This is a genomic window from Priestia sp. AB, assembly GCF_028369225.1.
Taxonomy (GTDB): Bacteria; Bacillota; Bacilli; order Bacillales; family Bacillaceae_H; genus Priestia; species Priestia megaterium.
On record NZ_JAQMYN010000006.1, the window covers coordinates 208,676 to 224,269 of the forward strand.

The 15,594-nt window shown below is 38.2% G+C and carries 14 protein-coding genes; 12 read left to right on the plus strand and 2 right to left on the minus strand.

What is annotated here, in order from left to right:
- The first annotated feature begins 74 nt into the window (after positions 1–74).
- From POF52_RS19275 to cccB, 4 genes are all read left to right on the plus strand, one after another.
- Positions 75–1,808: an alkaline phosphatase D family protein gene (locus POF52_RS19275; protein WP_373685884.1), complete on the plus strand. Its 1,734-nt coding sequence runs from the start codon at positions 75–77 to the stop codon at positions 1,806–1,808.
- 26 nt (positions 1,809–1,834) lie between these two features.
- On the plus strand, positions 1,835–2,053 hold the full coding sequence (locus POF52_RS19280; protein ID WP_016765885.1) for a twin-arginine translocase TatA/TatE family subunit: 219 nt from the start codon (positions 1,835–1,837) through the stop codon (positions 2,051–2,053).
- 59 nt (positions 2,054–2,112) lie between these two features.
- Positions 2,113–2,829, plus strand: coding sequence for a twin-arginine translocase subunit TatC (tatC, locus tag POF52_RS19285; protein ID WP_176585236.1), 717 nt, complete (start codon positions 2,113–2,115; stop codon positions 2,827–2,829).
- 124 nt (positions 2,830–2,953) lie between these two features.
- Positions 2,954–3,268 (plus strand): cytochrome c551, encoded by a 315-nt coding sequence (gene cccB, locus POF52_RS19290; protein WP_013059743.1) that lies wholly within the window; start codon positions 2,954–2,956, stop codon positions 3,266–3,268.
- Positions 3,269–3,293: 25 nt separating this feature from the next.
- Here cccB and POF52_RS19295 read toward each other — a convergent pair whose 3' ends face one another.
- A complete protein-coding gene (locus POF52_RS19295) occupies positions 3,294–3,830 on the minus strand; it encodes a flavodoxin family protein (protein ID WP_176585237.1) in 537 nt (178 codons plus the stop codon).
- A 338-nt stretch (positions 3,831–4,168) separates the two neighbouring features.
- Between POF52_RS19295 and ftsE the strand changes: the two genes are divergently transcribed.
- From ftsE to POF52_RS19330, 7 genes are all read left to right on the plus strand, one after another.
- Complete coding sequence (gene ftsE / locus POF52_RS19300) at positions 4,169–4,855, plus strand: cell division ATP-binding protein FtsE (RefSeq protein WP_014457812.1); 687 nt, start codon at positions 4,169–4,171, stop codon at positions 4,853–4,855.
- Entirely contained in the window at positions 4,845–5,735 is an 891-nt protein-coding gene (gene ftsX, locus POF52_RS19305) for a permease-like cell division protein FtsX (protein WP_014457813.1), read from the plus strand. Before ftsE ends, ftsX begins: the two co-directional genes overlap by 11 nt.
- Positions 5,736–5,895: 160 nt before the next feature.
- Positions 5,896–7,104, plus strand: a complete 1,209-nt coding sequence (locus POF52_RS19310) for a murein hydrolase activator EnvC family protein (RefSeq protein ID WP_271994175.1) — start codon at positions 5,896–5,898, stop codon at positions 7,102–7,104.
- A gap of 173 nt (positions 7,105–7,277) precedes the next feature.
- Positions 7,278–8,717, plus strand: a complete 1,440-nt coding sequence (locus POF52_RS19315) for a S41 family peptidase (protein WP_176585239.1) — start codon at positions 7,278–7,280, stop codon at positions 8,715–8,717.
- A gap of 162 nt (positions 8,718–8,879) precedes the next feature.
- Positions 8,880–10,070: a PDZ domain-containing protein gene (locus tag POF52_RS19320; RefSeq protein WP_025752562.1), complete on the plus strand. Its 1,191-nt coding sequence runs from the start codon at positions 8,880–8,882 to the stop codon at positions 10,068–10,070.
- A 20-nt stretch (positions 10,071–10,090) separates the two neighbouring features.
- Positions 10,091–10,321 (plus strand): DUF2198 family protein, encoded by a 231-nt coding sequence (locus tag POF52_RS19325; protein ID WP_029711203.1) that lies wholly within the window; start codon positions 10,091–10,093, stop codon positions 10,319–10,321.
- A gap of 314 nt (positions 10,322–10,635) precedes the next feature.
- Positions 10,636–11,550 (plus strand): proline dehydrogenase, encoded by a 915-nt coding sequence (locus tag POF52_RS19330; protein WP_271994350.1) that lies wholly within the window; start codon positions 10,636–10,638, stop codon positions 11,548–11,550.
- 64 nt (positions 11,551–11,614) lie between these two features.
- On the opposite strand, the gene POF52_RS19335 is transcribed toward POF52_RS19330, so the two are convergent.
- Positions 11,615–13,276, minus strand: a complete 1,662-nt coding sequence (locus POF52_RS19335; protein ID WP_043977375.1) for a sigma-54 interaction domain-containing protein — start codon at positions 13,274–13,276, stop codon at positions 11,615–11,617.
- A 335-nt stretch (positions 13,277–13,611) separates the two neighbouring features.
- Between POF52_RS19335 and uvrB the strand changes: the two genes are divergently transcribed.
- Complete coding sequence (gene uvrB / locus POF52_RS19340) at positions 13,612–15,591, plus strand: excinuclease ABC subunit UvrB (RefSeq protein ID WP_013059732.1); 1,980 nt, start codon at positions 13,612–13,614, stop codon at positions 15,589–15,591.
- The last annotated feature ends 3 nt before the right edge of the window (positions 15,592–15,594 follow it).

Genomic DNA, 15,594 nt, shown 5'->3' on the forward strand with positions numbered 1-15,594 from the left:
AACAGTATTTATAATTTGAGTTAAATCATGAGGAAGGGGCATGTGCAGTGGAAAATAAATCGTTAAACGAATTAATAGAGCAAGTGAAAAAAAATAGCTTTTCTTCGAGTAAAGGGTTTGATAGACGGCGTTTCTTACAAGGAGCTGGAAAAGTAGCGGGAGTATCACTTGGCTTAACAATTGCTCAGTCTGTTGGTTTAAATGCAGTAGAAGTTTCAGCTGCAGCGCCTAAATTTTCAAGTTATCCGTTCACTCTAGGCGTCGCATCAGGAGACCCTTTAGCAGATAGCATTGTTCTTTGGACAAGATTAGCACCAGACCCGTTGAATGGCGGGGGAATGCCTAATCAACCTATTCCAGTAAAATGGGAGCTTAGTGAAGATGAAGACTTTCATCGAATTGTGAAACGAGGAACAGAAGTGGCTAGACCCGAACTTGCTCATTCGGTTCACGTTGATGTAAAAGGATTGAAGCCGAGTCATATTTATTATTATCGATTTAAAAGCGGCCATGAGTTAAGCCCGGTTGGAAAAACAAAAACACTTCCTTCAGCAAATGCAGAAGTAGCCAGTATGACGTTTGCATTCGCTTCGTGTCAGCAATATGAACATGGGTACTTTACAGCCTATGAGCATATGGTTAAAGAACAATTAGATTTTGTCGTTCATTTGGGCGATTACATCTATGAATATGGACCAAACGAGTACGTGGCTGCAAGCGGAAACGTTCGTACTCACAGCAGCGCAGAAATTCAAACGCTGCAAGACTATCGAAACAGGCATGCTCAGTACAGGTCAGATGCCAATTTGAAGTCTGCTCACGCTGTTTTTCCATGGATTGTGACGTGGGATGATCATGAAGTAGAAAACAATTATGCAAACGTAATTCCTGAAAAAGGCCAATCAGTAGAAGCATTTATTCAACGCCGTGCGGCAGCTTATCAAGCTTATTACGAACACATGCCTTTGCGTCAAACATCCTTGCCTCACGGAGCGGATATGAGATTACATCGTGACTTTTCATATGGGAAACTAGCTTCTTTTCAAGTGTTGGATACGCGTCAATACAGAGACGATCAAGCAAACGGAGACGGAACAAAGCCGCAAACGCCAGAATCTCTTGATTCCAAACGTACGCTATTGGGGAATGAACAAGAAAAATGGCTGTTTACTAATCTTGAAAAGTCAGCGTGTCATTGGAACGTACTGGCTCAACAAATTTTCTTTGCGCCAAGAAAATTTGGAACGGCTGCTAAGCCTACATACAGCATGGATGCATGGGATGGGTATACGGCGAATCGTCAGCGCGTCATTGATTTTATTGAAAAGAAAAAGTTGGACAACGTCATTGTACTAACTGGAGATGTACACGCTAACTGGGCTTCTAACTTATACGCGGATTTTGCTAACCTTAATTCAAGAATTATTGGTGCAGAGTTCATCGGCACCTCCATCACTTCCGGAGGGAACGGAGCAGATAAACGAGCAGACACGGATAAAATTTTAAGTCAAAATCCACACCTCACATTTTTTAATGATTATAGAGGATATGTAAGGTGTACGGTAACTCCTGATATATGGCAAGCCGATTATCGCGTTATGCCTTTTGTAACAGAGCCTGGTGCAGAAATTTCAACTCGAGCTTCCTTTCAATATAAAAAAGATGGAAAAGGTATGACGGAAGTTGAAGTGAATAACGTGCCGCGTGGACTAAAGATTTCTAAGGAAGTAGAGGAAGATCGTATGCGGGCACACGGGAAAGCACATGAAAAACAAGAGTTGAAAAAGAAAGAAAAAGTTCAGCAGTAAACTAAGCAAGAAAAAGGAGGTCAAGTATGTTTTCTAATATTGGAATCCCTGGTTTGGTTATTATTTTAGTCATTGCGTTAATAATTTTTGGACCGTCTAAGCTGCCGGAAGTTGGACGAGCGTTTGGACGAACATTAACTGAATTTAAAGGAGCAGCAAAAGGGCTCGTATCAGATGATGAAAGTGTTAAAGAAAAGCAGACCGCAACCGTTTCTGAACAAAAAGGGAATGAATCCACATCGTAAGTAAGGAAATAGACGAGGAAACTCGTCTATTTCTACTTGTGAGAAAGGAGAGAAAGACAATGGGAGAAATGAGCCTGATGGAGCACCTTGAAGAATTGCGTGTTCGTATTATTAAAACACTTTGTGCATTTGTAGTTTTACTTATTGTCAGTTTTGTATTTGTGCAAGATATTTATCAGTGGCTAGTAAAAGATTTGGACGGCAAGCTTGCGGTACTTGGACCAAGTGAAATCGTATGGATTTATATGATGATTGCATTTGTTTTTGCGCTTGCTTTTACACTTCCAGTAGCTGCTTATCAATTATTTCGGTTTGTTTCACCTGGTTTAAAAAAGGAAGAATATAAGGTTCTGATTACCTTCATTCCATTCTTTTTTCTTTTGTTTGTAAGCGGGCTGGGGTTTGGTTATTTTGTTTTATTTCCAATGGTTTTAGCATTTTTAACGGGCTTGTCGAATGATCAGTTTTCACTGATGTTTACGGCTGAGCATTATTTTCGTTTTATGCTTAATCTTTGTTTACCGTTTGGGTTTTTATTTGAAATGCCTTTAGTTGTTCTATTCTTAACGCGCTTAGGGGTTCTAAATCCATTAAGGTTAGCTAGAGCAAGGAAGCTATCATATTTTGCTTTAATTGTGATATCCGTACTTATTACTCCTCCTGATTTTATTTCGGATATTTTAGTCATTGTCCCGCTTCTGCTTTTATATGAGCTCAGTGTGACAATTTCACGCGTAGTATACAAAAAACGTTTAGGAAACGAATCAATTGCTTAATCGTATACATAAGTGTGATGAGAGAATTCATGAAATTGAAACAAAGTCCTTGTAAACAGAGTGTTTTAAACATTCTGGAGTAGGTTATAATAGAGTGAAAACTCTACAGCAAGGGGGAGAAGGCTTGAAAAAAGTATTACTGACGTTAACAATCGGTCTAGCGCTTGTTTTGTCTGCGTGCGGCGGAGGAAGCTCTAAAAATGAATCTGCTGGTGAATCTTCAGCGAGTGCAGAAGACATTGTGAAGAAAAACTGTACAGGCTGTCACGGAGTAGATTTAGGAGGAGCGAATGGGCCAAGCTTGCAGCATGTAGGCAGCAAGCACTCAGAAGCTGAAATTGAAAACATTATCAATAATGGTCAAGGCGGTATGCCAAAGGGACTAATTAATGAAGAAGATGCAAAGAAAGTTGCTGCTTGGCTGGCAAAGAAAAAATAAGACGGATACCCGTCTTATTTTTGTGTTAAAGCTGCTTTAATTCTTGGTTTAAGACAATGGCTTGCTTTTGAGCTTTGACATCTTTTGCTATGTCTCCAGGTGCATTTGCTTCTCCAATGATGTATCCGCTAAAGGAAGAGCCAATAAAATCGACAATGTATTGAAATTGCATAATAAGAGGAAGAGCTTTTACAGATGCACCTGTGCCCCCTACTACTAATACATACACGCGCTTATTTTTCATTTGTTCTTTAAAGCTGATTGTCGAATCTCTAAGACTTTCAGACCAACGATCCACAAAGTTCTTCATTAATCCGCTCATACCGTACCAGTAAAGAGGCGTAACAAATAAAATAGTGTCGTGCGCTGCCATCTTTTTCGCTATATCATAATAATCATCTTGTTGATTGGTAAATCCAAGTTCATCGTGACGCATATCAGTAATAGGGTTAATGGTATGCCGGCGCAAGTAAACTTCTTCCGTATTGATATCTTTTAACACTACTTTAGCTAATTCCTCCGTATTTCCGTTTTCTCGTGAACTTCCATAAATGGTGATCATGTTATCTCTCCTCATCGTTTTTCTTATTTATCATACCTTATTTGTAAAAAAAGTAGACATGAATGTGCTTTGTCTAACGATATTCGTAAAAAATGCACAGCAAAAAACAACAGAATTAAAAATAAGGATAAATTCTCATACCTTGCTAAAAATATCCTACTTATGTCATATTTGAAATAAAAATGTAATATTTTTGGGGCTTATTTTCACGAAGAGTGATGTTATAATGAGAAAGCGCGTGAGAAGAGTCGAATTTTTGGTTTGAATTGTAGAGTTTTGTCGTATTTTGACAAGTTTTACATAGTATTAAAATAACACACTTGATTAGGTGATTACTTATGATTGAAATGCAAAATGTATATAAAACGTATCCGAACGGTGTAAAAGCAATCAATGGCATTAGCATCAAGATTAATCAAGGTGAGTTTGCTTATATCGTAGGACCAAGTGGAGCAGGAAAATCCACTTTTATTAAAATGATGTATCGTGAAGAAAAGCCTTCTTCAGGAAATATCATTGTAAACGGTGCAAATGTAGCAAAAATAAAAGATAGCAAAGTTCCTATCTTTAGACGTCATATTGGTGTAGTCTTTCAGGATTTCAAGCTGCTTCCAAAATTAACGGTCTATGAAAACATTGCTTTTGCACTAGAAGTAATTGAGCAAAGTCCCGAAGAAATTAAAAAGCGAGTGCTAGAGGTGCTAGAGCTTGTTAAGTTAAAGGGTAAAATGGATTCTTTCCCTGATGAACTATCTGGAGGAGAGCAGCAGCGTGTGTCTATTGCGCGTTCAATTGTGAATAGTCCTAAGGTTGTCATCGCCGACGAACCGACAGGGAATCTTGATCCGGAGACTTCGTGGGAAATTATGGATATCTTTGAGGAGATTAATAAACGCGGTACGACTATTTTAATGGCAACGCATAACCGTGAAATTGTAAATACAATTCGAAAGCGCGTAATTGCGATTGAAAATGGAAATGTTGTGCGCGATGAAGTAAGAGGTGAATACGGATATGAAGGCTAGGACATTCGGTCGCCACTTACGTGAAGGATCTAAAAGTTTAGGAAGAAACGGCTGGATGACATTCGCATCTGCAAGTGCTGTTACCGTGACGCTCTTGCTTGTAGGCGTATTTTTTATGTTGATGATGAATTTAAACCACATTGCCAAATTGATTGAAAATGATGTGGAAATTCGCGTTCACGTTGATGCTGCAGCTACAGCAGATGATCGAAAAGCAATGAAGGAAAAGCTAGATGCAATTAAGCAAGTTGATACGGTGACGTTTTCTTCTAAAGATAAAGAGTTAAAAGATTTGATTAATAGTATGGGTGATGAAGGACAAGCTTTTGAACCGTTTGAACAGCAAAACCCATTAAATGATGTATTTGTTGTTAAAACAAAAGAGCCGACTGATGTCGCAAAAGTAGCTAAACAAATTGAGAAATATCCGTATGCAGCAAAAGTTCAATACGGACAAGATCAAGTTGAAAAGTTATTTAAAGTGCTGAAAGTAGCTCGTAATATCGGAGTAGTGCTGATTTTAGGGCTTCTATTTACAGCAATGTTCCTAATTTCAAATACAATTAAAATTACGATTGTAGCTCGCCGTGAAGAGATTGAAATTATGCGCTTAGTTGGAGCCACCAACTCCTTTATTCGCTGGCCGTTCTTTATTGAAGGTCTGTTTTTAGGAGTGCTTGGTTCTATTGTGCCAATTGCAGTTATTATCGGTGTGTACAGCGTTTTATATAATGAAGTTCAACCTAAGTTTGATGGATTCTTTGAACTTTTACCTGCCTTTCCATTCGTGCTTCAAGTGTCGCTATTATTATTAGTGATCGGCGGTCTAATTGGGATGTGGGGAAGTACATTATCCATCCGTAAGTTCTTGCGAAAATAAGAATAGATTTTTAACATAATAGATTACAACAACCTCACATTTGATGTTTATCAAATGTGAGGTTGTTGTGTAATTACACATAAAAATAGAAAAAAGTGCTAATGGGGGTCTTGCTAATGCCCGTTTATACGGGGAAATATGTGCAGATGAGGAGAAACAAATGACACGTAAGACATTAGTAATGACAGCAGCAGTTTTAGTTGGACTAAGTGCGGTTTGGATAGGTAATGAAAAAATTGCTTATGCACAAAGTGCCAGCACTACTAAACTCAGTGATTTAGAGAAAAAAAGTGATGATGTGAACCAAAATATTAATCAAAATAAAGAGAAATTAAAAGAGGTTCAAGAAAAGCAAAAAAACGAAGAAGCTGAGATCGCGCGCTTGGATTCAGAAGTCGGACAAACGAATGCAGATATCCGCAGCCGTGAATCTGAAGTAGAAAAAGCAAAGCGAGACATCGAGAAGCTGAAAAGCGAGATTGACGTTGTAAAAAAACGAATTGAAAAACGAAATGAGCTATTAAAAAAACGTGCTCGTGCTTTACAAGAAAATGGCGGGTCTGTGGATTACATAGATGTACTGCTAGGCTCTGAAAGCTTCGGAGACTTTATTAGCAGAGTGAGTGCGGTTTCGACAATTGTAGGGGCTGACCGTGATTTGTTAATGCAGCATGAAGCCGATAAAAAGGCAAAAGAAGAGAAAGAAACAAAAGTTCAAAACAAGCTAACGGAAGTAAGCCAAGCGCTTGAAGAACTTAAAAATCTTCGTGCGCAGCTGCAAAGACAAGTGGATGAAAAGAATCAGCTCATGCAAACGCTCAAAAATCAGGAAAAAGAATTTAATGAAGAAGCCGTTGGATTAGAAGAGCAAGCTTCTATTTTAGCTGATCAAAAAAATGCAGCACAAGCTCAACAGCAAGAAATTGAAAAAGCCGGGGCAACAGAGGAGGCACCCCCTGTTACAAGCGGGTCGTTTATGAGGCCGGCAAAGGGCCCGGTAACATCTCATTTTGGGTATCGAGAAACGTTTGGAAGAGGACACTACGGTATTGATATTGGAAAGCGAGGAGAAAGTGTGCCAGTTGTAGCCGCAGCAAGCGGAAAGGTAATTAGAGCATATCATTCTTCTTCTTTTGGTAATGCCGTATTTATTCGTCACAATGTAGAAGGTCAGACGTGGGTTACAGTTTATGCTCATTTAGAGAGCTACAGCGTCTCAAGCGGTCAATCTATCAATAAAGGTCAACAATTAGGTTATATAGGGAACACAGGACGTTCGTTTGGTGCTCACCTGCATTTTGAATTGCATAAAGGCGATTGGAAAGGCAAAAGTTCCGCTGTAAACCCTGAAAGTTATATTAAATTTTAAGTTCCTAGCATACGTGGTACAAGCTCAACATATAGTTTAACAAAAAGGCATCGCACTTGATTTGTGTGGTGCCTTTTGCTACAAATAACACATGCATCCTTTTTATTACATAGTTTTGGTTGTATCTATTATAATAAGAAGAGATGGCTTAAGGTTGAGGAGGATGAAAGAACTTGAATCGGAAAATCGTTGCACTATTAATGGCACTCTCCTTAGTTGTTGGAGCAGCAGGTACATATTTTGGCATTCAGTATGCAAATGCTGGAACGGTCAGTACCCCCCTTACAACTTCTTCAAATGATAGTAAAGTGGAAAAGGAAGAGCTAGACAAAATCAAGCAAGCTTATGAACTGATATCTTCAAAATATTACAAAGATGTAGATGACAAAAAATTATTAGATGGCGCAATCCAAGGGATGGTACAAACCTTAGGAGACCCTCACTCATCTTACATGGATAAGAAAACGGCCCAGCAATTCACGCAGTCTCTTGATTCATCGTTTGAGGGAATTGGCGCTGAAGTAAGCATGGCAGATGGAAAAGTAACAATCGTAGCTCCGTTTAAACAATCTCCTGCGGAAAAAGCAGGATTAAAACCAAATGATCAGATTTTAAAGATCGATGGTAAAAGTATCGCGGGTCTGGAATTGAATGAAGCAGTATTAAAAATTCGCGGTAAAAAAGGCTCTACCGTGACATTAGATGTTCAACGACCGGGCGTGAAAGAAACGATGAAAGTAAAAGTTGTAAGAGATGAGATTCCAATTGAAACCGTCTATTCTTCTGTTAAAAATGTAAACAATAAAAAAATTGGCTACATGGAAATTACGTCATTCTCTGAATCAACGGGAGACGAATTTACGAAACAGTTGAAAAAACTTGAAAATAAAAATATCGATGGCTTAGTTCTAGACGTTCGGGGAAATCCTGGTGGCTATTTAACGAGCGTTGAAAAAATGCTTGATAAATTAGTAACGAATAAAAAGCCATATATCCAAATTGAAGATCGTAACGGTGAACGTCAAAAAGTGGTTTCTTCAATGAAAAAGCAAAAGGATTATCCAATTGTGGCCTTGATTGATGGAGGGAGTGCATCCGCTTCTGAAATTCTTGCCGGGGCATTAAAAGAAGCAGGAGGATACAAGCTAGTCGGTGAAAAATCCTATGGGAAAGGAACCGTTCAACAAGCTGTTCCAATGGAAGACGGCAGTAATTTAAAATTAACGTTCTATAAATGGCTAACGCCTGATGGAAACTGGATTAACGAAAAAGGTATAAAGCCAACAGTAGAAGTCAAGCAGCCGGATTATTATTATGCAAATCCAATTCAAGTTGATAAAAAGCCATTAACACGTGATATGACAGGTGACCAAGTGAAGAATGCTCAAGTGATGCTAAAAGGTCTTGGCTTTGAACCTGGACGTACAGACGGATATTTTAGTAAAGAGACAGAAACAGCTGTAACTGCATTCCAAAAAGCCAATAAGCAAAAAGCTACAGGTGAAATCGATGAAGATACAGCAGCGCTTTTACAAACAAAACTTCTAGAAAAAATTAAATCAAAAGATGAAGATCGTCAGCTTCAAACGGCTTTAAAGCTAGCTAGTCAATAAGAAGTAGAAAAAGTTCCGTGCTTTTCCAAAGCACGGAACTTTTTTAGTAAAAACAACATTGTCGGTTAGTGATGCATTTTGATAAAATAAAGAAGCCTATGATACATAACAATCAATCGTAAATGTTGTAATAAAAATGTGAAAAATACAGGTGGTGAAAAAATGGATTTTGCATTAGAGCTCTTAAAAGGTATCGGGCGTTTGTTTTTACATCCGTTAACTTATTTATTTCTGCTCGTCTCGTTTTTTGTAGGTCTTTCTCGCGTCAAGAGAGAGCGTCAGAATTTTCATGTTCGCGTGTTTGATTTTATTTTAGAAGCAAAATATTTATTTTTTCCAGGTATCATTATTGGGTTGATTTTATCCGTTGTTACCGTGTTGCTAGGTGTCTATGTATCTATAGGAATGATTGTACTTGTAGCTGTTTTAACTTTTATTATAAGCGGCCCTTGGACATTTAAATGGCTTTCTCCTTCTTACACCGTAGGATTGGCTGTGCTTGCAACCTTGCTTATTCCGGCATCTGGTTTTGGTGAAGGATTTATTCAAACGTGGTCTGTGCAAGCTCATAACGCAGATTTACCTTCTCTGACTATTTTAATGTCTCTGCTTGTATTAGCAGAAGGATATTTAATTTGGAAATTTGGAGCAAAAGGTACGTCTCCAGCCATTGTGAAAAGTAAAAGAGGGCAGGAAATTGGAGCTCATTACTCTCAAAAATTATGGGTTGTCCCGCTTTTTGTCTTAATTCCAGGCAGCGCCATTACGTCTGTGTTTCCATGGTGGCCTGTGTTATCTATTGACGGAACATCATTTAGCCTGTTTTTTGTTCCTTTTGCTATCGGTTTTTATCAGCGAATTCAAAGTATGGTGCCGTTTAAATCTATTGAATTTACTGGTAAGCGTGTATTAGCATTAGGCGTGGGATTAACGATCATTACGATTGCTGCTATTTTTTATCCTCTTGCCGCTGTAGCTGTTGTTATTCTAGCGATCATAGGAAGAGAGTGGATTCGTTTGCAGCAGCGTCGAAGCGATGAAAAAGCGCCCGCACTGTTTACTAAGCGTACACAAGGTTTGGTTGTATTAGGAATCATCCCTCATTCTCCGGCAGAGAAAATGGGTTTGAAAGTAGGAGAAGTGATTATTAAGGTAAATGGAATCGCTGTATCTGAAGTCCATAAATTTTATGAAGCATTACAAGTTAATAACCGTGCTTTTTGTAAGCTGGAAGTTATTGACGAAAATGGAGAAGTTCGCTTTACTCAGCGAGCATTGTATGACAACGAACATCATGAACTAGGTATTTTGTTTGTACACAATTATACAAAACGTGATTCACAAGCTGGTTAAAAGACGGATAAAAAGGAGAAATGTTTGTGGAAGTCAAAACGATTGCCGCAGTTTTTCTACCCGCCATATTGCTTGTTCTGTTTGCTAGAGTAACATATAACTTATATGTTGCCACAGCGCTGACGCTTTTGTTGATAGCTGTTTCTGTATATAAAGGGTACGCAGATTATCCGCTTATTATTTTAATAGATTTACTTTCAGCAGCCATCGGTTTTATATATGCAAAAAGCATGCTAGCAGCTGGAAAATAAAGATTGTTGGTTTGATGATAAGTTAATCGCTTATTATTAAACTGTACACAAAAGCTCTCTGCACAACGTGGAGAGCTTTTGTGTGTGAAAAAGTGAGTTAGAACTTATAACAATATTGTTTCGGTTCATTTAATGAGCGAGTATAATCAAATTAATTAGACAAATATGTTTATTTTTAAATTTTTTAAACATTTATGTATAAATTTATTTAAATAAGTGTACAGAAATGTGAGGAGGGTATAGAAAAATAAAATTATTAATCTGAAAATTTAGTTTATTTTTAATTTTAAAAAATAAAAGGAGGTTTAGGATTGATGGAAGTATTAATGAGAACGATGTTTCAGTCGCTTGGCAAAAATCATTCAATAAACAAATTAGCTAAAAAGTATGGATTGAGGATGGGAGCAGCTCGTTTTGTTGCTGGAGACTCAACCGAATCAGCAATTCAAACATCTAAGGAGCTTAACAATAGTGGAAAAGTTGTTACACTTGATCATTTAGGAGAATTTGTTTTTACAGAAGAGGAAGCCAGGTTGTCTGCTGCCATGTGCATTCAGACACTAGAAGCCATTGCAGAATCGGGCGTTCAATCAAATTTATCATTAAAGATGACTTCTTTAGGATTGGATATTAGCAAAGAGCTTTGTATGGAAAATATGCGCAGAATTCTACACACGGCCAGAATGAATAATATTTTTGTTCGAATTGATATGGAAGACTACTTGCACTGCCAAATCTCCCTTGATATGTATAAAGAATTACGCAAAGAATTTGATAATGTTGGAATTGTGATTCAAGCGTATCTTCATCGTACAGAACAAGATATGAATGACTTACATCAATATCAAGCTAATTTACGTCTAGTAAAAGGAGCTTATAAAGAATCACCAGAAGTATCATTTCCAGAAAAGAAAGACGTAGATGAAAACTATAAAAAAATCATTAAAATGCATTTATTAAATGGTCACTATACTGCTGTAGCAAGTCATGATGAAGAAATGATTCAGTACACAAAACGACTAGTAAGAGAAAATGGTATTTTAAATGACCAATTTGAGTTCCAAATGCTTTATGGAATTTGCGTAGAGCTGCAGGACCGTCTAGTAAAAGAAGGATATAAAGTAAGGGTGTATGTTCCTTACGGAATTGATTGGTTTGGTTATTTCATGAGACGCCTAGCCGAACGCCCCGCCAATGTATGGTTCGTATTAAAAAATTTCTCCAAATAAGTTCAGTCAAAGAAACATAAAAAATTCGACACAAGTACCCTGAGCTTCGTGTCGAATTTTTTGATTAGTTTAGTCCGTATTCTTTAATTTTGTTGTAAAGGGTGCCGCGTGAAATGCCAAGCAAATCTGCTGCTGCACTTTTGTTTCCATAGGTTTTTTGAAGAGTCTCTTCTATTAGCCTAGCTTCTTGAAGAGAATCTTCTTCTTTTTGAACTTCTGTGAAAGAACTTGCATCCTTCAGATTGTCAGGAAGGTGCGTAAGGGTAATCAACGACTGATCACTTAGAAAAATCATTCGTTCAATCGTATTTCTCAGCTCGCGAATATTGCCTGGCCAATCGTATTGCATAAAGGCTTCGAGAACTTCAGAGCTAATGAAAGGAGCCTTCTTTTTATACTTCTTGCTGAATTCCTGTACAAATTGCTGTGTCAATGCTTCGATGTCTTCTTTATGGTCTCGAAGCGGCGGAATTATAATGTTAATGACGGTCAGCAAATAGTAAAGATTTTCATGGAATTCACCGGCTTTTAGCAACTCTTCCAAAGGCGTTGTGGTAGAGGCTACAATTCGGGTTTGAACTTGAATTTCTTCCGTGCCTCCAACGTGATAAAAGGATCGTTCTTCCAAGTAACGCAGAAACTTAACTTGAATTTCAAGAGGCATTTTATCAATTTCTTCAATAAATAACGTCCCGTTGTGAGCCTGCTCCAGTTTTCCCGCAATAGTTGTTGGATCTTCTGAAAAGACATCTTTTTGATGACCAAAGAGCTCAATTTCCAGGAGTCCCGATGGAATAGTGGCGCAATTTAAAGATAAAAAAGGTTCTTTATGTTTGGCTCCACCGTAGTGGATGGCCTGAGCCAGCATTTCTTTCCCAGAACCAGGTTCTCCTGTTAATAAAATAGGCATATCTGTAGATGCCACTTTTTTGGCAATGTCAACGGCTTGCTTAATTTCAGGACTGATACCCGCGAAAGAAGAAAATGGATTATCTTTTGGAATGAGAAGAGACACATCAATTTCTTCATTTAATCTTACAATATTGGTAATGTCATGTTCAGTTGCGACTCCACCTATGACTCGATTGTTTCTTATAATAGGAGATGCATTGATGAGCACGTGAGTTTGTTCATTAGGACGATGATACGTTCCGCGTACAGGGCGCCCTTCATTTAGAATCGTATGTAGAATGATGGATTCATCTTTGAAATGCTCTCCGATTTTTCTGCCAATAATATCATCTCTCTGAATCTTATACGTATGTTCCGCAGCAGTATTCCACAAGATTACATTTCCTTCATTATCGACCGCTGTCACTGCATCATTAATGGTTTCTGCCAATGTATCAAAATAGGAAGCTAATATCTCATTTTGGCTATGCAAATGTGTAATCCACTGCGAAGGTGTTACAAGTCCTATTGTGGTTTCTTGGTTTTCTGCTTGAATGAGGACTGGTCTGTTCCAGTTTGTGTTGGCTTGTAAATTGGCTAACGTAGAAGTAGAAGATGAAGGCCAATTTGTATCCGCTATTACTTTTTTTATGGACGATGCCTCGTCATGACCTGTTAACAGGTATCGTTCATCTTTTTGTATTACATAAAAGGTACTTGCTGTGACTACGACGAAGTCATAGTTTGAAAGTTCAGATGTCACTTTAGCTAAAGAAGTTGATTCTTCAACTGTTATAAAGGAGTTATTTATAAGAACTTGATCAACGCTTGCCATACTAAACCCCTCTCAGTACATATTTTTTATACTGTATCATAATTTAGAAATTGGCGCAAAAGCCTATCTTTTTCAAACAATAACGCAGCTTACTTTCTTTTATTGCTTTCATCTAAAGAGTTGTATTCCCTTCGAAAAGGGTAGTATAAGAATTTAGTGGGTAATAAAGTAACAGGGTAAAAAATAAAAACAAACAAACACTATATAAGATTAATACTCATTAGTTTCATTTATGATTATAAAGTGATAAAATACGAATATCAGTTCGTGTTTTCGGTTTTTACATATCGTAATAAAAATAGATAAAAAAAGAAAATAGAAACGGAGGCCTTCATTTGAAAGATCAGTTTGAATTAGTATCCCCATATCAACCGCAGGGTGATCAGCCAAAGGCAATTGAAAAGATCGTGAAAGGAATTAAAGAAGGTAAGCAGCATCAAGTTTTGTTAGGTGCTACAGGAACGGGAAAAACCTTCACCATGTCTAATGTTATTAAGGAAATAAATAAGCCGACACTAATTATGGCTCATAACAAAACGCTTGCTGGTCAATTGTACAGTGAGTTTAAAGAGTTTTTTCCTAATAATGCAGTCGAATACTTTGTCAGTTACTACGATTACTATCAGCCTGAAGCCTATGTACCTCAAACAGATACATTTATTGAAAAAGATGCAAGCATTAATGATGAAATTGATAAACTTCGTCACTCGGCAACTTCTTCTCTTTTTGAACGAAAAGATGTCATTATTATTGCCAGCGTATCCTGTATTTATGGCTTAGGGTCTCCGGAAGAATACAAAGAAATGGTCGTATCTCTTCGAGTAGGAATGGAAAAAGAGCGTAATCAGCTGCTTCGTACGCTAGTAGATGTACAGTATGAAAGAAATGATATTGACTTTAAGCGCGGAACGTTTCGCGTTCGCGGTGATGTTGTGGAGATTTTCCCTGTGTCTCGAGATGAACACTGTATTCGCGTCGAGTTTTTCGGCGATGAAATTGACCGCATCCGAGAAGTTGACGCTCTAACAGGAGAAATCATTGGTGATCGTGAACATGTAGCTATCTTCCCGGCATCTCACTTTGTCACGAGAGAAGAAAAAATGCGTGTTGCCATTCAAAATATTGAAAAAGAACTAGAAGAACAGCTAGAGAAGCTAAAAGAAGCAGGCAAGCTTTTAGAAGCGCAGCGCTTGGAGCAGCGCACGCGCTACGACCTAGAAATGATGAGAGAAATGGGCTTTTGTTCGGGAATCGAGAACTACTCTCGTCATTTAACGCTTCGTCCCGCTGGTTCTACACCTTATACACTGCTGGACTTCTTCCCTGAAGATTTCCTTCTTGTTGTGGATGAATCACACGTTACGATTCCTCAAGTTAGAGGAATGTACAATGGGGACCAAGCGCGTAAACAGGTGTTAGTGGACCATGGTTTCCGCTTGCCTTCCGCATTAGATAACCGCCCGCTTAAATTTGATGAATTTGAACAGCATATTAACCAAATTGTTCATGTTTCCGCAACACCAGGTCCTTATGAACTTGAGAAGGCACCTGATGTGATTGAACAAATTATCCGTCCAACGGGATTATTGGATCCAAATATTGAGGTTCGACCAATTGAAGGGCAGATTGATGATTTAATTGGAGAAATTCACGACCGGATTAAGCGAAATGAACGAGTACTCGTTACGACGTTAACAAAGAAAATGTCCGAGGATTTAACGAACTACTTAAAAGAAATCGGCATTAAAGTTCAATATCTTCACTCTGAAGTGAAGACGCTCGAGCGTATTGAAATTATCCGAGAGCTGCGGCTTGGAAAGTACGATGTGCTTGTAGGAATTAACTTACTTCGTGAAGGTTTAGATATTCCGGAAGTTTCGTTAGTAACCATATTAGACGCGGATAAAGAAGGATTCTTGCGTTCAGAACGATCGCTTATTCAAACCATCGGACGTGCTGCACGAAATGCTAATGGACATGTCATTATGTATGCAGATCGCATCACAAACTCCATGGACATTGCTATCAATGAGACCAAGCGTCGTAGAAGTATTCAAGAAGCTTACAATGAAGAGCATGGTATTACACCGACAACGATTCAAAAAGAAGTTCGAGGCTCAATTCGTGCGACAGTAGTAGCAGAAGATACAGAAACGTATGAAGAAGCACCGGCATTCGATAAGCTCAACAAAAAAGAAAAAGCAAAGCTCGTAGAAGAAATGGAACAAGAAATGAAAGAAGCAGCCAAAGCGCTTAACTTTGAACGCGCAGCTGAGCTTCGTGACTTGATTCTAGAATTAAAAGCGGAAGGGTGATAA